This window comes from Winogradskyella schleiferi, assembly GCF_013394655.1.
Lineage (GTDB): Bacteria > Bacteroidota > Bacteroidia > Flavobacteriales > Flavobacteriaceae > Winogradskyella > Winogradskyella schleiferi.
The window spans coordinates 1,744,449-1,761,579 of record NZ_CP053351.1 but is presented as its reverse complement, the minus strand read 5'-3'; the positions used below and the strand labels follow the sequence as shown (position 1 = coordinate 1,761,579).

16 protein-coding genes are annotated in these 17,131 nt (G+C 33.7%); 8 read left to right on the top strand and 8 right to left on the bottom strand.

The features are described 5' to 3' along the window. Positions 1–22 precede the first annotated feature (22 nt). From HM990_RS07570 to HM990_RS07535, 8 genes are all read left to right on the top strand, one after another. Positions 23–1,021, top strand: coding sequence for a lipoate--protein ligase (locus HM990_RS07570; RefSeq protein WP_178988344.1), 999 nt, complete (start codon positions 23–25; stop codon positions 1,019–1,021). Positions 1,022–1,088: 67 nt separating this feature from the next. Then, positions 1,089–1,766 (top strand): tRNA (guanosine(37)-N1)-methyltransferase TrmD, encoded by a 678-nt coding sequence (trmD, locus tag HM990_RS07565; RefSeq protein ID WP_178988343.1) that lies wholly within the window; start codon positions 1,089–1,091, stop codon positions 1,764–1,766. 186 nt (positions 1,767–1,952) lie between these two features. Further along, positions 1,953–2,303 (top strand): 50S ribosomal protein L19, encoded by a 351-nt coding sequence (gene rplS, locus HM990_RS07560; RefSeq protein ID WP_178988342.1) that lies wholly within the window; start codon positions 1,953–1,955, stop codon positions 2,301–2,303. Positions 2,304–3,037: 734 nt separating this feature from the next. Continuing rightward, entirely contained in the window at positions 3,038–3,610 is a 573-nt protein-coding gene (locus HM990_RS07555) for a pentapeptide repeat-containing protein (RefSeq protein WP_178988341.1), read from the top strand. A 148-nt stretch (positions 3,611–3,758) separates the two neighbouring features. Then, positions 3,759–5,981 carry an NADP-dependent isocitrate dehydrogenase gene (locus HM990_RS07550; protein ID WP_178988340.1) on the top strand — a complete coding sequence of 741 codons (2,223 nt, stop codon included), beginning with the start codon at positions 3,759–3,761 and terminating at the stop codon, positions 5,979–5,981. A gap of 141 nt (positions 5,982–6,122) precedes the next feature. Continuing rightward, entirely contained in the window at positions 6,123–8,498 is a 2,376-nt protein-coding gene (locus HM990_RS07545; protein WP_178988339.1) for a TonB-dependent receptor, read from the top strand. A gap of 3 nt (positions 8,499–8,501) precedes the next feature. Then, on the top strand, positions 8,502–9,317 hold the full coding sequence (locus HM990_RS07540; RefSeq protein ID WP_178988338.1) for a DUF4249 family protein: 816 nt from the start codon (positions 8,502–8,504) through the stop codon (positions 9,315–9,317). 282 nt (positions 9,318–9,599) lie between these two features. Then, positions 9,600–10,433: a universal stress protein gene (locus HM990_RS07535; RefSeq protein ID WP_178988337.1), complete on the top strand. Its 834-nt coding sequence runs from the start codon at positions 9,600–9,602 to the stop codon at positions 10,431–10,433. A gap of 17 nt (positions 10,434–10,450) precedes the next feature. On the opposite strand, the gene HM990_RS07530 is transcribed toward HM990_RS07535, so the two are convergent. From HM990_RS07530 to HM990_RS07495, 8 genes are all read right to left on the bottom strand, one after another. Beyond that, positions 10,451–11,086: a hypothetical protein gene (locus tag HM990_RS07530; protein WP_178988336.1), complete on the bottom strand. Its 636-nt coding sequence runs from the start codon at positions 11,084–11,086 to the stop codon at positions 10,451–10,453. A 5-nt stretch (positions 11,087–11,091) separates the two neighbouring features. Beyond that, positions 11,092–11,541 (bottom strand): hypothetical protein, encoded by a 450-nt coding sequence (locus tag HM990_RS07525; protein WP_178988335.1) that lies wholly within the window; start codon positions 11,539–11,541, stop codon positions 11,092–11,094. Between the two features lie 63 nt (positions 11,542–11,604). After that, a complete protein-coding gene (locus tag HM990_RS07520; protein WP_178988334.1) occupies positions 11,605–12,057 on the bottom strand; it encodes an Hsp20/alpha crystallin family protein in 453 nt (150 codons plus the stop codon). Between the two features lie 97 nt (positions 12,058–12,154). Next, on the bottom strand, positions 12,155–13,528 hold the full coding sequence (locus HM990_RS07515) for an MBL fold metallo-hydrolase RNA specificity domain-containing protein (protein WP_178988333.1): 1,374 nt from the start codon (positions 13,526–13,528) through the stop codon (positions 12,155–12,157). A 12-nt stretch (positions 13,529–13,540) separates the two neighbouring features. Continuing rightward, complete coding sequence (locus tag HM990_RS07510) at positions 13,541–14,380, bottom strand: ATP cone domain-containing protein (RefSeq protein WP_178988332.1); 840 nt, start codon at positions 14,378–14,380, stop codon at positions 13,541–13,543. A gap of 75 nt (positions 14,381–14,455) precedes the next feature. Further along, on the bottom strand, positions 14,456–15,310 hold the full coding sequence (locus HM990_RS07505; protein WP_178988331.1) for a universal stress protein: 855 nt from the start codon (positions 15,308–15,310) through the stop codon (positions 14,456–14,458). Between the two features lie 65 nt (positions 15,311–15,375). Then, positions 15,376–16,209 carry a universal stress protein gene (locus HM990_RS07500; RefSeq protein WP_178988330.1) on the bottom strand — a complete coding sequence of 278 codons (834 nt, stop codon included), beginning with the start codon at positions 16,207–16,209 and terminating at the stop codon, positions 15,376–15,378. Between the two features lie 69 nt (positions 16,210–16,278). Further along, a complete protein-coding gene (locus HM990_RS07495) occupies positions 16,279–17,124 on the bottom strand; it encodes a universal stress protein (protein WP_178988329.1) in 846 nt (281 codons plus the stop codon). Positions 17,125–17,131 lie beyond the last annotated feature (7 nt).

Below are 17,131 nucleotides of genomic sequence, written 5' to 3'. Positions count from 1 at the left end.
GAAATTAAACCAAGAACACCTTATGATTTTTATTGACAATGAGGGCCATACTAATCCAAAATTAAACTTAGCCTTAGAAGAATATGCACTAAGACATTTTGATACTTCCACAGATTACTTGTTATTCTATATCAACGAGCCATCCATTATTATTGGACGTAACCAAAATACTTTGGAAGAAATCAACCAAGACTACATAGAAACCAATCACATCCATGTGGTTCGACGTATTTCTGGTGGTGGCGCGGTTTATCACGATTTAGGAAATCTGAATTTTAGTTTTATAACCAATCACGATGGAAAGAGCATCAGCAATTTCAAAAAGTTTACAGCTCCAGTAATCCGTGTATTAAATGACATGGGAGTTGCCGCCGAACTAAAAGGACGAAATGATATTTTAGTAGATGAGAAGAAAATCTCTGGAACGGCACAATTTTCTACTGGAAAACGAATGATTAGCCATGGTACATTATTATTCGATACCGAGATGAGTGAAGTAGCAAAAGCACTTCAGGTAAAAATGAGCAAAATTCAATCTAAAGGTCATAAATCCGTGAGAAGTCGTGTAGCAAATATCAGTGATTTTTTAGAGAGACCAATTTCAATGTCCGACTTTAAAAAACAATTACTAATTGGACTATACGAAGCCAGCGAACCCTTTGAAACCTATAAGTTAACTGAAGCCGAATGGAAAGCCGTCCATGAATTAAAAGCCGAAAAGTATGATTTATGGGACTGGAATTTTGGTCGTTCGCCTAAATTCAATATTCAACGCAATAAACGTTTTTCGATAGGAGAAATTGACCTTCGTATTTTTGTGGAAAAAGGCCATATTTCAGACTTTAAAATCTTTGGTGATTTTTTTGGAAGGCAACCCGTTTCAGAAATAGAAAATTTACTCATTGGTGTGCCTTATGACAAACATGAAATCAATAAGAAACTAGAAAATGTATCAGTTCAAAACTATTTCGGAAAATTAGAGAAGTCCGATTTTCTAGACCTAGTTTATGGGAATGATTAATTGCTTCTTCAACGGCATCTAAATTAAAGCCAATAAAGCCTATCTTTGCACTCAATTTTGACGACACATGCGCATAGACATCATCACCGTATTACCAGAACTTTTAAAAAGTCCGTTTGAAGCCTCTATTTTAAAACGTGCCATAGAAGCTGAATTGGTGGAAGTATATTTTCACAATTTAAGGGATTTTGCAACTGGAGGTTACAAATCGGTTGATGATACCCAATTCGGAGGAGGCGCAGGTATGGTTATGAGTATTGCACCGATTGATAAGTGTATTTCTAAATTACAAAAGGAGCGTCATTACGACGAGATTATATATATGACACCAGATGGCGAGCAATTAAACCAAAGCATTGCGAACCAAACCTCTTTAAAGAAAAACATTATTATTCTCTGCGGACATTATAAAGGTGTAGACCAACGTGTGCGCGATAAATTCATCACACGCGAAATTTCTATTGGCGATTATGTGCTTTCTGGAGGCGAATTGGGCGCAGCTGTTTTATGTGATGCTGTAATTCGATTAATTCCTGGCGTTTTGGGTAATGAGACCTCTGCCCTAACCGATTCGTTTCAAGATGGTTTATTGGCACCACCAATTTATACCAAACCAAGGGAATACGACGGTATGAAAGTCCCAGAAGTGTTATTCAGTGGTAACTTTGCCAAAATTGAAAAATGGAGAGAGGAAGAAGCCTATAAAAGAACTAAGGAACGACGACCAGATCTTTTGGACGAATGACAAAGATGACGAAAGACGGATGAAAGAAGAATAAACCTGAGTTTTCAAGTTAAAAGTTTATACCAAAAATAAAGAATAAAGTATTGTGAATATGCAAAAAAGTACTACTTTTGCAAACCAATTTGGACCAACCTCTGGCGAGAATCGTGAATGTTGCTTTGAATCAACTATTATAAATAAAAGAAAATGAATTCTTTAGTAAAATTTGTACAAGACGAATTTGTAACCCGTAAAGACTTTCCAGAATTTGGAGCTGGTGATACTATCACAGTTTACTACGAAATTAGAGAAGGTGAAAAAGTACGTACCCAGTTTTTTAGAGGTGTCGTATTACAACGTAAAGGAACTGGATCTTCTGAAACGTTTACCATCCGTAAAATGTCAGGAACAATTGGTGTAGAACGTATCTTCCCAGTTAATTTACCTGCGTTGCAAAAAGTAGAAGTTAACAAACGTGGTAAAGTACGTAGAGCTAGAATTTACTACTTTAGAGGTCTTACTGGTAAAAAAGCAAGAATCAAAGAAGTTAGAAGATAATTCCAACTTATATATTACAATAAAGAGCCTTCTGTTTAAGAAGGCTCTTCTTGTTATAAACAATTGTTAATAACTACGGTTTATAATCTGTTGATATCTAAAATGTTAAAACATTGCCGTTTCTCGAAATAATTTTTTAATTTAGTAAAACAATTAACAACAAACCTCGTTTGTTTTTGAAATTCTTTTCAAATTAATGTTAAATTGTTACTAGAGATTCGTTCTTTATGTATTGAGGTTGTTTTTTGAGGTTATGTAGCAACTTATGAAAGCAAATGTTTGTGAAATAATCATGAAGCTTTAAAAATATAACATGTTTCGGCAGGTTATATGGCTAAAGTGAAAAGCTCCGAAGAAGTAGTGGAATCGAAAGTGAACACGAAAAGGACGAGCAATGTTTTAAACCTAATCTTCGTTCATGCGAGTATTTTAGGAAAAACATCAAGAAAAACAGACCTAAGAAACAAAGTAATATCAGGTCAATACATTTTGAAAGGTATGAACTGTTTCGAACTTGAAACAGAAACCCTTGAACCGAAAAACTGTTGACGTAGGTCATTCAGTCGAGTTAGTGCAAGCTAAGTAGGTCACGTTAGTACTGTTTCTATGAAAGCCATGTCAGCGCAGATTTTATCTGAGTGATATGGCTTTTTTTTTGACTAAATTTCTAATTTTGTCATCTTGAACTTATTTCATGATCTCAAACAGATCAATTCATTTAGTACGCTACCAACATGAACCTGCCACTAACAGACAATCAAACTTTAAACTCAAAAGATTACACTAAAAATTCGCTCCCAAAAGCAGATTACATAGAATGCACATTTACCAATTGTAATTTTGAAAACTCCGACCTCTCAAATATTAACTTTTTGGAATGTGATTTTGTGGATTGTAATTTTAGCAATGCTAATGTGATGCATACCACTTTTAACGCTGTTACATTTAAAGATTGTAAAATTCTAGGTGTTTTATTTCACAATTGTAATGCCTTTTTGTTATCCTTCAAGTTTACAAATTGCACCTTGAATCTTAGTAGTTTCTACCAACTAAAAATTAATCATACCCAATTTTCAAATTGCATAATGCATCAAGTAGATTTCACAGAAAGCGAAGCCAAACAGGTGGTCTTTAAGGACTGTGATTTACGGGATTCCACATTCGACAGAACCAACATTGAACATACTGATTTTACTTCGGCCATTAACTTCAGCATCAACCCTTCGATGAATCAAATTAAGAATGCTTCCTTTTCAAAAGAAAGTATTTCAGGACTGCTAGAATGCTTCAAAATAAAGATAAAATAATATTTTAATCGATTTCTTCTGTAATTTATAGATTCCTTAAAAATTAGTACTGTTTAGTATTAATCTACCACTTGTAAAATCAAACGTTTTCGTATATTTGCTCAGCTTAATTTTAAGCAAAATATTATTCAAATTATTAACAAGACTTATGACAAAAACAGCAAAGATAGTTTATACAAAAACGGATGAAGCACCAGCTTTAGCAACACGTTCATTCTTACCGATTGTTAAAGCATTTACAAAGTCTTCTGGCATTACTATTGAAACAAAGGATATATCATTAGCAGCTAGGATTTTAGCAGCTTTTCCAGATTTTTTAACGGAAGACCAAAAAGTGGCTGATGCGCTTGCAGAATTGGGCGAATTGGCTAAAAAGCCAGAAGCTAATATTATAAAATTACCTAATATAAGTGCTTCCGTACCACAACTTACTGCTGCAATTGAAGAGTTACAAAATAAAGGCTATAAACTTCCTGATTATCCTGACGAACCAAAAAATGATGCCGAAAAGGAAATTAAGTCACGTTACGATAAAATAAAAGGAAGTGCCGTTAACCCAGTTCTTAGGGAAGGAAATTCAGACAGACGTGCACCGAAAGCCGTTAAGAATTATGCCAAGAAAAATCCTCATAGTATGGGAGCTTGGAGTAAAGATTCCAAAACCCACGTGGCAACGATGTCTAAAGGAGATTTTGCGCACAACGAAAAATCAGTTACACTTGATGTTGCCAACACTGTAAAGATTGTTCATACGGACACTAAAGGCAATAAAACCAATCTAAAAGAGCGCTTAGATTTGTTAAAAGGTGAAATTATCGATGCTACGATAATGAGCAAAAAAGCTTTGCTCGAATTTTTGGAGGAGCAAGTTGAAGATGCTCTAGACAAAAGTGTATTGTTCTCATTACATATGAAAGCCACTATGATGAAGGTTTCAGACCCAATCATATTCGGGCATGCTGTACGCGTATTCTTTAGTGATTTGTTTGAAAAGCATGGCAAAACATTTGAGAAAATCGGTGTGGATGTCAACAATGGTTTTGGGAACTTACTTGAAAAATTACACGATTTGCCAGAAGATAAACGCGACGCGATTAGAGACGATATTCGTTTTGCCTTAGACCATAGTGCGGATTTAGCGATGGTAAATTCTGATAGAGGCATTACCAATCTTCATGTTCCAAGTGATGTTATTATCGATGCATCTATGCCAGCAATGATCAGAACATCTGGTCAAATGTGGAATGCGGAAGGCAAGCAACAAGATACAAAAGCAGTCATTCCAGACAGTAGCTATGCTGGAGTTTATATTGCAACGATTGATTTTTGTAAAAAGCATGGCGCTTTTGATCCTACAACTATGGGAACCGTTCCTAATGTTGGACTTATGGCTCAAAAAGCTGAAGAATACGGATCTCACGATAAAACTTTTGAAATAGCATCTAAAGGAAAGGTTGAAGTAATTGATGCTAACGGCAACGTTTTAACCAGTCATAAAGTTGAAGCTGGAGATATATGGAGAATGTGCCAAACTAAAGATGCACCAATACAGGATTGGGTAAAATTAGCGGTGACAAGAGCGAGAGCTTCTGAAACACCTGCTATTTTCTGGTTAGACAAGAAAAGAGCGCATGATGCAGAATTGATTAAAAAGGTAAATACCTATCTTAAAGATCATGATACTGAAGGATTGGATATTAGAATTTTATCACCAATTGACGCGACTAATTTCACATTAAAACGTCTTAAAGCAGGAGAAGATACCATCTCAGTTACAGGAAATGTTCTAAGAGATTATTTAACGGATTTATTCCCAATATTAGAAGTTGGAACGAGTGCAAAAATGTTATCAATTGTACCTTTAATGAATGGTGGCGGTTTATTTGAAACTGGAGCTGGTGGTTCTGCACCAAAACACGTGCAGCAATTTGTGGAAGAAAACCATTTACGTTGGGATTCTTTAGGAGAATTTTTAGCATTAGCAGTTTCATTAGAGCATTTTTCGCAGGTAAATGATAATAAAAAAGCAAGCATTTTAGGGGAAACTTTAGATGATGCTTCAGATAAATTACTGGAAAACAAAAAAGGGCCATCAAGAAAAGTTAATGAATTAGACAATAGAGGAAGCCATTTTTACTTGGCACTGTATTGGGCTGAAGCTTTGGCTAATCAAGATAAAGATGCGGAACTCAAAGCTGAGTTTTCTAAAATTCACAAATCATTATCTTCAAATGAAGAGGCTATTGTTAAGGAATTAATAGATTGTCAAGGCAAACCTGTAAATATTGAAGGTTATTATCTTCCTAATGAAAATTTAGTAACTAATGCTATGCGGCCAAGCAAATCATTGAATACTATTGTAAATGATTAACCTTTAGATTAAGGTTATGTTAAAAAAGCTTCCTTCGGGAAGCTTTTTTTATGTTTTAATTTACTTTTAGTGTAACAACAGTATAGGTTAATCGTTTTTAATAGAAACACATTACCAATCAAACTACAATATTAATTGCATATGAAATTACTTCTTAGAGGTTTTATCCTCTGCTTATTGCTCAATGTATTCGGACTTCAAGCTCAAGAAAAATTTACACTTAGCGGCACCATAACCGATGTGCTTAGTAATGAAACCCTTATTGGTGTGAACATTATAATTCCAGAGTTAGAAACAGGTACAGTGACCAATGAATACGGCTTCTACTCTATTACGTTACCATCAGGCACTTATAACATTCAAATAAGTTATTTAGGTTTTAAAACCATTTCAAAGACCTTAGAACTTAACAATGATGTGACAAAAAACTATAAACTTGAGGAAGCTGCTGAAAGTTTGGATGAAGTTGTTGTGACTGAAAATATTGAAAAGCTCAATATTAAAAAACCACAAATGAGCGTAAATTCCTTATCTATTAAAACCATAAAGAATATGCCTGTCGTTTTGGGTGAAGTTGATGTCATAAAGTCCATAACATTGTTACCAGGCGTGACCAATGCTGGCGAAGGTTCTTCTGGCTTTAATGTAAGAGGTGGAGCGGCCGACCAAAATTTAATTCTCTTAGATGAAGCTACCATATTCAACTCGTCCCATCTTTTTGGTTTCTTCTCGGTTTTTAATCCAGATGCGATAAAAGATCTTAAATTATATAAAGGAGGAATACCTGCAAAATATGGAGGTCGCGTATCTTCTGTTTTGGATATTTACCAGAAAGAAGGAAACAGCAATACCTTCCACATGAATGGTGGGATCGGTTTAATTTCTAGTCGTTTATTGGCAGAAGGTCCTATTGTAAAGGAGAAGGGTTCCTTTTTAGTTGGTGGTCGAAGTAGTTATGCGCATTTGTTTCTGCCACTTTTCGATATTGATAGTAAAGCTTATTTCTATGATTTAAATACCAAACTAAGCTACAATATTAATAAAAACAACAATGTTTACTTATCAGGATATTTTGGAAGGGATGTCTTTAAAATCTCTGATAGTTTTGAAAATACATTTGGGAATACGGTTCTTAATTTTAGATGGAACCATCTGTTTTCGGATAAATTATTTTCCAATCTATCCTTAATTTATTCCGATTATTATTACGGTTTAGAATTGAGTTTTGTTGAATTTGATTGGGTGTCTGGTATTAGAAACTTTAATTTGAAATACGATTTCAAGCATTACCTCAACAATAATTTTAAACTTGAATATGGACTAAACAGTATCTACTATAAGTTTAACCCTGGTGATATCAATCCGACAACTGAAAGTTCAGGGATTAACCCTTATAAATTAATTGATAAATATGCGTTTGAAAATGCCATATATCTAGATGCAGAGCACAAACTGAGCAATAAGCTTTCTGTAAGTTATGGTGCACGTTTCAGTACATTTCATCGTTTGGGACAAGATGAATTAAATATCTATGAAAACAATTCAGCTTTAACATTTAATGAAGCCATTGGCATCTATGAAAAAGCAGAACCAATCGGTACAGAAACTTTTAACAGAAGCGATGTTATAGAATCGTTTTCGAATATTGAACCAAGATTGGCAATTGCCTATCAGCTTAACGATAACTCTTCGGTAAAAGCGAGTTACAACCGAATGAGTCAATATTTACATTTATTGTCCAATACCAACTCTCCTACACCTTTAGATGTGTGGTCGCCTAGTGGTAAATATGTAAAACCACAATTGTTGGATCAAGTTGCTGTTGGATACTTTAGAACCTTTAAAGACAATGCATTTTCCTTAGAGGTTGAAAGCTTCTATAAAACCATTAAAAACCGAATCGATTATGTGGATGGTGCCAACCTAATAGCCAATGATGCCATAGAACAGGTTATCTTGAATGGTGAAGCAAGAGCATACGGATTGGAAGTTCTGTTTAGAAAAAATGAAGGCAGGTTTACTGGCTGGTTGGCATATACTTTGTCTAAGTCCGAACAGAGAACGCCAGGAAGAACTCCCGTGGAAACAGGAATCAGTAATGGCCAATGGTATAATACGGCATATGATAAAACCCACGATATTTCCTTGACAGGAAGTTATGAATTGAACAAAAAGTGGTCATTTAGTTCAAATTTCTTATTTCAAACAGGGCAGCCTACCACCTATCCCAACGGTCAATACGAGTACAATGGTTTGGTAATCCCAAATTACGAAGCCAGAAATTCCAGTAGATTACCAACATATCATCGCTTGGATATTTCTGCAAATTTTAACCCAAAACCAGAGCGTACCAAAAGATTTAAAGGCGAATGGGTGTTTGGAATTTACAACGTTTATGGTCGTAAAAATGCAGCCAGTATATCCTTTAGGGAAAACAGGGATTCTGGAACGAATGAAGCCGTACGATTAGCCATTTTTGGTATGGTACCTTCCATTTCCTATAATTTTAAATTTTAAATCATGAAAAAATCAATCTATCTACTCCTCGTCTTTTCAATATTTTATACTTGCGAAGATGTCATTGACGTCGACCTCAATGAAGCAGAACCAAGATTAGTTATTGAGGCTTCCATCAACTGGTTAAAAAATACGACAGGCAACGAACAAAGTATAAAATTATCATTGTCAGCACCATTTTTTGATGATGATACTCCACCTGCAAATGGAGCCACAGTCCAAATTACAGATTCCAACGACAATACGTTTAATTTTGTTGAGGAAGGTGATACTGGTATCTATAGAACCAATAATTTCATTCCAGTCATTGACCGTATCTATAATTTAACCATTAATTATAATGGAGCCATTTATACCGCCTCAGAAACTTTAAAGTCAGTAGTTCCTATAGAATTTGTAGAACAAAACAATGAAGGTGGTTTTACGGGTGAAGATATTGAATTAAAAACTTATTTTACTGATCCTGTGGATATCGATAATTTTTATTTCTTTGAATATATAAGTGATATTCCAGTGGTTCCAACTTTAGACGTTTTAGATGATGAATTTATTGATGGCAATCAAATTTTTGCTTTTTATACTGAAGAAGATTTAGAACCTGGCGATGAAGTAATCATGCGCCATTTTGGAGTTTCAGAACAATTTTATGAATTTATGTTTATTCTTTTGCAACAAGGAAGTGAACAAGGTGGCGGACCATTTGAAACACAACCAGCAACGGTAAGAGGCAATTGCATTAATACCACCAATTCAGACAACTATCCTTTTGGATATTTTAGGCTATCTGAAATGGTGGAATTGGTTTATGTGGTGAATTAAGTTAGAGTCCACTATTAAAGTATATGTAGAATTAATTAACGCGTATTGAATAGGATTTCATTTGAATGAAAAATTGATATAATTTTATATGAAATTTTATCAAAGTAATTTTTTTTGAACAGAATTATCCTCAAATAGTACTACTACCATAGTAAAGTCAATCTATCTCCACAATGAAATCAATGATATAATTCCATTTATAAATCTAATACTTTATAACAATGATTGATATCATATGAAATTCAGAAATTAATATCTAATTTTAGACTTAATTGTGATGTGATGAAACATATACTCTTGTTAACCGACTTCTCTGAAAATTCTTTAAATGCTATTGACTATTCAATGCATTTATTTAAAGGGGATTCCTGTGATTTCTTTGTACTTCATGTCAAAAGTTCGGACTCCTATACAACTGATGATCTTATGGCTATAGGAAATGAAAGTATCTATAATACAATTGTCAAAGATGGAAAAGAGGAGTTGGATCGTATGGTATTGGATTTGAAAACAAGGCTGAATTCTGAAAACTTTACATTTAATACTATTGTTGACTTTGATAATTTAACTGATGCTATTAATCAGGTCATAAAAACAAAATCTATAGATTTAATTGTCATGGGAACAAATGGCGTTACTGGTGCTAAAGAAGTAGTTTTTGGCAGTAATACTATAAATGTTATTAGAACTATTGATTGTCCAACCTTGGTGGTTCCTAAAGGATTTGATTTTAGAAAAGCAAATGAAATTCTTTTACCATTAGATGTTGAAGACACCTTGAGTGGTAATGCCTTTAATAAGGCTTCTAAATTCACTGATAGGTTCAGTAAAAAAGTACATCTTCTGCGAATTATACCCAATAGTGACAACTTACTAGAAGACCAGAAGGATAAAAAAGATTTAGGTAATTTTCTTAAAAATACAGATTCCGAATACCACATAGTAAATGATATACCAATGAACTACGTTGTTGATTGCTATATACAGACCCACCAAATTGATCTTATGATATTATTAGTGCAACCAGAAAGTCTTTTAGAGCGCTTTTTTATGGGTTCAGCAACAACTAAAATTAGTAATTCTATTCGCGTTCCTCTTTTGGTATTCCATACTTAGCTTTACCAAAGTTTCTATTAAAGTTTTTTTGAAATGAAACCCTCTTTTTCCAAAGATTTTATGACCACTTTTACATATTTATCTGTGGTTTTTTTGATATTTTTCGGATCAATGATGTCATAAGTACAAGACCATATTCTAGATTTGTCTGAGTCGTTTTTAAGACTGTACAGTGACGTTTCTATAGTATAAACATTGTATCTATCAAAATGTGTTTGATTGAAGTAGGTATCTTGATTTGCTAAGTAATAACCAATGAATTTTCGTAATCTGTAATCTAATTTGGAAGATTTTCCGCTGTACGATACGTTATTCTCAACACCTTTTACAACAGATATCAGTATGGCATCGTATCCAGTAGAAATTAGTTTATTTAGCTCTGCTTCAATTTCAGCTTCGGTTTTTTTGGAATTTTGAAACGATTTCTCAAAAACAACATGGCTTTGCAAAGCATTGATTTGCCTCGCGTTTAGCTCTTTTATAAATTGAAATTCAAAGTCTTTACGAACATTTAAATCTGGCGTTACTCCTATGACCAAAATGTTTTTGGGCACAAATGATTTGTAATTAGGATTTGTCCAACGCTTTGTCAATGAGGTGGAGGAACAATTAAAAATTAGCAACCCAATCCATACAAGACTAAATGTTCTCATACTATTTATTTTCTGTCCAGCAGATGTCGGTTTTTATCTTCTTTCTTAATGGTTTTAATAATATCAAAAAGTTGTGTCTTGAGTGATTTGTAGTCCTTTAAGAATTCGGTCATAGCAATGATTAAATCGCTATGCTCTTTGACATAAGCCTTTTCTTCTTTTACTTGATTAATGCCATCAACCATAATTTGTAATTCATTTTCATGGAGTTTAACAGCCTCTATAAGTGTATTATTTTGTTTTTGGGACCTGTTAATCGTATCGATAATTTCCTTGATACTGGAAAAATTACCAAATGCTATCAATTGGGATGTAAATTGAGTTACCAAATCTTCAAAGAATAGATGTTCGTCTTTAATAAAATTCAATTCAGATAACCATTCTTTAGAAGTGTCGTGCATTTCCTCAGGACTTAGCCATTCTACGTAGCGCAAATGTGTTCGTGTGGTTTTCATGGTGTTTGTGTGAATAGGAAAGCAGAACGTAATCCCTCTAACCACGCCCTGCTTTCTCAGTGATTACAAAACTTCAATTACTTTTTTCGGTTTTGCTTTAGCTTCGGCTTTCTTTTGAAGATTTAACTTAAGAATTCCATCTTTGTAAGTCGCTTTTACATCTTGATCTGCATTCACTGTTTTTGGCAGTTGCAATGATCTTCTAAATGAATTGTAACTAAACTCCTTACGTGTGTAATCTTCCTGTTTTTCTTCAGTTTCTTTCTTTTTTTCACCACAAACATTAAGCATGTTATCATTTATGGTGACTTCAAAATCCTTTTTAGAAAATCCAGGTGCTGCAAATTCAATTTCAAACTCTTTTTCATGTTCTTGTACATTCATTGCTGGCATTAAGCTATCTTCTTCAAAAAAGTCATTGTTAAAAAAATCGTCGCTGCTTAAAAAACTTTTTAAGCTGTCATTATTCCAAGAAGGGAATAATCTATTTCTGTTGTTAAATTTAATGAGTGACATAATATACTATGATTTTAGTTAAACATTATTTCTATCACTAATTTAATACTTAAGGTTGCATATTGAAATGATAAATATCAGTTTGGGAGACTTAGTTTTAAACCAACACTTTGCATACATCGGTAAGCTTTGGTATAGTAACATCCCAATGGTATTTATCTTTTAATTTTACTCTAAAAGCATCTAAAGCTATAGGTTCACCATGGATTAGATAGACTTTTTCAGGTACGTTTTTAATATGGCTAACCCAATCCAACAAATCTTGCTGGTCTGCATGGGCTGATAAGCTTTCTATACTTTTTATATTGGCTTTTACGGGATAGTATTTCCCGAAAAATTTAATTTCGTGAGTACCTTCTAAAAGTTGTCTGCCACGAGTACCTTCTGCTTGATAACCAACTAATAAAACGGTGGTCATAGGCTCATCAATAAGTTGTTGCAAATAAGTCAACACCCTTCCACCTGTAACCATACCACTTCCAGCAATAATGATTTTAGATCGTTTATCGTCAATGGTTTCCCAAGTTTCTTTATAGGATTGAATGATATTAACATGATTGCACATGGCATTATAGTCTTCAGTGGATAGTTTGTGCCATTTTGGAAAACGCTTAAAGACATCCAACACGTTATTGCCCATAGGACTATCGATAAAAATTGGAATGTTCGGAATTTTGTTTTTTTGATATAACCTCCAAATAATAAACATCAGTGTTTGTAATCGCTCGACAGCAAAGCTCGGAATAATGAGATTGCCCTTTTTATGGATGGTGTCTAAAACGATTTCCGTTAAAACTTCTTCAACATTGTCTTCAGGATGTAATTTGTTGCCATACGTACTTTCCATGAATAAAAAATCTGCCCATTCAGGTCTTTTAGGATCGTTTAATAGATAATCGTTTCTTCTGCCAATATCTCCCGAAAAGACAAATCGCTTTCCGTTAATATCCAATTCTATAAAGGTGGCACCTATAATATGTCCATTATATTGAAAGCGGAAAGCGATGTGTTCTGATAATTGAATCCATTGGTCTTCATTTTCGCCTTCAAATTGTTTGATGGTGTTTTCGGCATCTTTAATGGTGTAAAAAGATAGAGCGGGATTGTGTTTAGTGTAATTTTCCTCATTTGCTTTTTTGGCCTCTTCTTCATGGATTTTAGCGCTATCCTTTAATATGATTTCTGCTATAGCTAAAGTTGGTGCCGTACCGATAACTTTGCCTTTAAAACCTTGTTTTAGTAAACGAGGTAGATAACCAACATGGTCTAAATGGCCATGCGTTAATAAAACGACATCAATGGATGGCACATCGATAGGCAGATCTTCCCAATTAAGTAGTCGAAGCTCTTTTAAACCTTGAAACATCCCACAATCTATCAGGATGTTTTTTTCTGAAGTTTCAATTAAAAATTTTGAACCTGTAACAACACCTGCTGCTCCTAAAAAATTGATTTTTACAAACTTTTCCATATTAATATTAGATTAGTCACATAATTGAGAAATTTCATCAAGAATTTTGTTCTTACGTGTTTCTGAAATACCAAGATGATCTAAATAAAATTTATCATTAATTAAATCTCTGCACAGCACAACAGACCGACTTAAAAGAAACTGTTTTTCACGTTGTGAGAGTAATGTGGATACCGTTATTGGGTATAATCCCAAGCGGTCAATCCTATCTTTTAATCCATCGTTTGATGGATAATCCCAACTCAATAAGTACAATCCACAGCAATTACCATATTTTATGGCATCTTTTGTAAATCTTGTATTGGTCACAACCCAGCCTTTAGCTAGTGAGGCATCCTGTTTTTTTAGAGTCTGCCAATTATCTTTAATGTCCCGATATCTTGAATTGATATACAAGGGAATTTTAACATTACAATTTAGACCTTGGTCACTATGAAATTTACATTCTATTATAGTGGTTTTAGAATTCTTGTGTGCTATAACGTCTATTTCATGAGATACGCATTTACCCTTTAAAATGGTACCAACTTCGGTTTTGTAACCTGAATAATTCAAAATAGCGCTTATAAAATGCTCAAAAGGGAAACCCGTAGGCCCTAACTCGTAAATGGCTTTTTTGAGTTTATATTTTGAAGCGAAATAGCTTTTATTCTTTTTCAATAACGCAAATGCTCTGTTGTAAATTTCTTTTGTAGAAATACCTTGGTAGAGTTCATCACGAACTTTATCTAATATCTGTTTCACGATTTTATCATCTGCACCAGATCTTTTTAGGGATGCTCGTAATTTTTCCATAGAAAACTTTACTTTTTCACCAGAAGATTTAATAACATCTATGTTTGAAATTTTCATATTGATAATTTAACGTCCCTAACTTCAGCAACAATCGTATTTTAGCACTACGATAAATAGCCATTAATAAATTTTTTAATTTCTTAAATCATGCATTACCAGTATCGGAACTTTAGAATGAAATGAAATATGTTTCACTAATGGATCTGTTAATATACTTCCAAAAAAAACATGCTTTTTATTTATAAAAGCAACCATATCACTATCTCTACTTTCAATAAAAATGTTGATAGCAGTTTCTACCGAACTGTGCGATAAGAAATGAGGTTTGTGGTTTGTGTCTTCTATTATGTTTTCCAGTAACTGTCTGTTTTCATTCTGTTCTTTACTTAGCTCATTTTCTTCAGATATATGAAGTACTATAATAGTTGCTTCAAATTTTTTAGCTATATCTACGAGGTAATTTAATTCTCTTTTTTTATAATGTGTTTTGTAGCTGGTGGGAAATACTATTTCTTTTGGCATCACCGATTTTGCATTCAGTGGCACCACAATAACTGGGCAGTTGCGTACTTTTTCCATGACGTAAATCGCAGTACTCCCAAAAGCAGTTTTTCTGGAATTAGTTTCCCCTTTTGTTCCCATAACTATAATTTCAATATCATTTTTTTCTACCGCATCTTTAATAGCTTCAATAGGATTGTTGAAAACAGAGATGACGTTAAAATGATGTTTAGGGTTATCGTATTCTGTCATGGCAATCATATCGTAAATTTTTGCTAAACCATTTTCAGAATCTATCTTTTTTCTTTCGTACGATTCAGTTCCTGGTTCCATGTTCAGCAAGTCTTCTAAGATGTTACCACCTGCAGTAAATACGTTCAGCAAATAAAAGTCACAAGGAACATCTTTATAGAGTTCTATAGCGTAACGCAATGCTTTTGTTGCATTTTTGGAAAAGTCTGTTGGTACTAATATTCTATGTCTCATTATTGACCTATTTATAGCGTTATTATAAATATAGTCTAACAGTCTATAACATTAAATGATATATATCAGATCACACAAGGAATAGCCAAAAAAGGAATTTTAGGATGAAACCCAATTTTATGCACCACGGGTTCGTTCATTACTTTTTCGATAAAGCTATGTTGATAATTTATCATCACTAGAATGTTGATATCGAGTTCTTCGATAAAATCATTTATTTCCTGAACCTTATTGGCGTAATCCGGCATCCAATGAAATGTGTGTGGATGGTTTTCCAAGTAGACTTTTAACATCGCCAGATTATAATCTTGCATGCTCGTTAAATTACTATTTTTAGTAATATGAACTATTCTAATTTTAGAATTATTCATATCTGCTAGGTGTTTTATTGGTAGTAATTCCTCGCCGTAAAACCTGTTGAAGTCAGTAGGAAAAGCAATTTGTTTAGGGGTCACAAAATCATATTCATCTGGAACTACAAATATGGGACACAACTTTGATTTTATAGTATTGACCGTATTACTGCCAAAAAACAGTTCTCTTGTTTTTGAGGCGCCTTTAGTTCCCATAACAATGAGATCTATCTTATGTTTTTCTACCGCTGTTGTTATTGCTTTTTGCAATTTTTCTTTACTTAAAATAATCTCAAAACTATGATTAGCATTAACATTAGCATTTTCTGCGGTGTGCTTTAAATCGGCTAATTGTTGCAAGGCCTTTTCTTTTACGGTATTGACATATTTTGAGGTAATGTAAGTTCTAGCAGTGTTAGATAAAACCGACCAACTATGTAAAAAATAGAAATCACATTCAACATTAGCATATAATTTAAGTGCATACACAGCTGCACACCATGCATTATCTGAAAAATCTGTAGGTAATAGGATGTTTTTTTTCATGGTTTTGTCTAATTATTATAACGAGTTCATCATATAAGAGCTTAAGAAATGGTATAAATCATATAGCAATTATTGTTCGGTAGGAATTACTAAAAACGGCACGTTCAAATGAAACCCGATCTGGTTAATAACGTTCTTAAAAAACAGGTTTTCAAAGAACGAATGCTTGTTGTTTATCATAACCAATAGATTAATTTTATGCTTAACTTGAAATTCATTGATAGCATGGGTAACTTCCATGGTTTTGATATCATGAAACAAAAATGCCGAGTCCTTAAACATGGATTCCAATAAGTCTTTATTTCGCTCTTGTTTTTCGGTCAGTTCATAACCTGTTGAGACGTGCATGGCATTTAGCCTAGCCTGATTTGAAGAAACAATGTCTTTTAAAATTTTAAGGTTTGAATGTTTATAGATAGCATCCAAATCGGTAGGAAACAATATCTCATGTGGTGCCTTATAGGCAAAACCTGACGGAATAGCTAATACAGGACATTTCATTTCGTTGAACACCTGTACTGTATTAGAACCAAATAGGATTTCCTTTGCGCCAGTTGCACCTTTGGTTCCCATTACAATAAGGTCGATGTCGAATTCTTCTATAGCGTCTCTAACACCAGACAACATGGTGTCAAATTTAGCGTGGGTCTGAAAAGTATGATTTTTAGTTTTTATGAACTCAGAAGAAATTCTTGAAACCACTTTGAATAAGTTTTGTCTCGAAGTATCTCTTACGGCATCCACTAAACCAAATTGTTCTGGATATCCGATAACATATTCAAGATTGTATATTACTGGTATGTAAGTATTCAATAAATGAAACGTGCATTCTTCATCTTTAAATAATTGTATGGCATATGCAATGGCATTCCATGAATTTTCTGAAAAATCGGTGGGTAAGAGTATCTGTTTCATGGTGTTG

Bases quoted from the DNA above. Each gene is read 5' to 3' on its own strand.
- HM990_RS07515 (WP_178988333.1), bottom strand. From the start codon at position 13,528: ATGGAAAAGTTTGTAAAAATCAATTTTTTAGGAGCAGCAGGTGTTGTT.
- HM990_RS07510 (WP_178988332.1), bottom strand. From the start codon at position 14,380: ATGAAAATTTCAAACATAGATGTTATTAAATCTTCTGGTGAAAAAGTA.
- HM990_RS07520 (WP_178988334.1), bottom strand. From the start codon at position 12,057: ATGTCACTCATTAAATTTAACAACAGAAATAGATTATTCCCTTCTTGG.
- HM990_RS07555 (WP_178988341.1), top strand. From the start codon at position 3,038: ATGAACCTGCCACTAACAGACAATCAAACTTTAAACTCAAAAGATTAC.
- rplS (WP_178988342.1), top strand. From the start codon at position 1,953: ATGAATTCTTTAGTAAAATTTGTACAAGACGAATTTGTAACCCGTAAA.
- HM990_RS07500 (WP_178988330.1), bottom strand. From the start codon at position 16,209: ATGAAAAAAAACATCCTATTACCTACAGATTTTTCAGATAATGCATGG.
- HM990_RS07530 (WP_178988336.1), bottom strand. From the start codon at position 11,086: ATGAGAACATTTAGTCTTGTATGGATTGGGTTGCTAATTTTTAATTGT.
- HM990_RS07540 (WP_178988338.1), top strand. From the start codon at position 8,502: ATGAAAAAATCAATCTATCTACTCCTCGTCTTTTCAATATTTTATACT.
- HM990_RS07570 (WP_178988344.1), top strand. From the start codon at position 23: ATGATTTTTATTGACAATGAGGGCCATACTAATCCAAAATTAAACTTA.
- trmD (WP_178988343.1), top strand. From the start codon at position 1,089: ATGCGCATAGACATCATCACCGTATTACCAGAACTTTTAAAAAGTCCG.
- HM990_RS07545 (WP_178988339.1), top strand. From the start codon at position 6,123: ATGAAATTACTTCTTAGAGGTTTTATCCTCTGCTTATTGCTCAATGTA.
- HM990_RS07525 (WP_178988335.1), bottom strand. From the start codon at position 11,541: ATGAAAACCACACGAACACATTTGCGCTACGTAGAATGGCTAAGTCCT.
- HM990_RS07550 (WP_178988340.1), top strand. From the start codon at position 3,759: ATGACAAAAACAGCAAAGATAGTTTATACAAAAACGGATGAAGCACCA.
- HM990_RS07495 (WP_178988329.1), bottom strand. From the start codon at position 17,124: ATGAAACAGATACTCTTACCCACCGATTTTTCAGAAAATTCATGGAAT.
- HM990_RS07505 (WP_178988331.1), bottom strand. From the start codon at position 15,310: ATGAGACATAGAATATTAGTACCAACAGACTTTTCCAAAAATGCAACA.
- HM990_RS07535 (WP_178988337.1), top strand. From the start codon at position 9,600: ATGAAACATATACTCTTGTTAACCGACTTCTCTGAAAATTCTTTAAAT.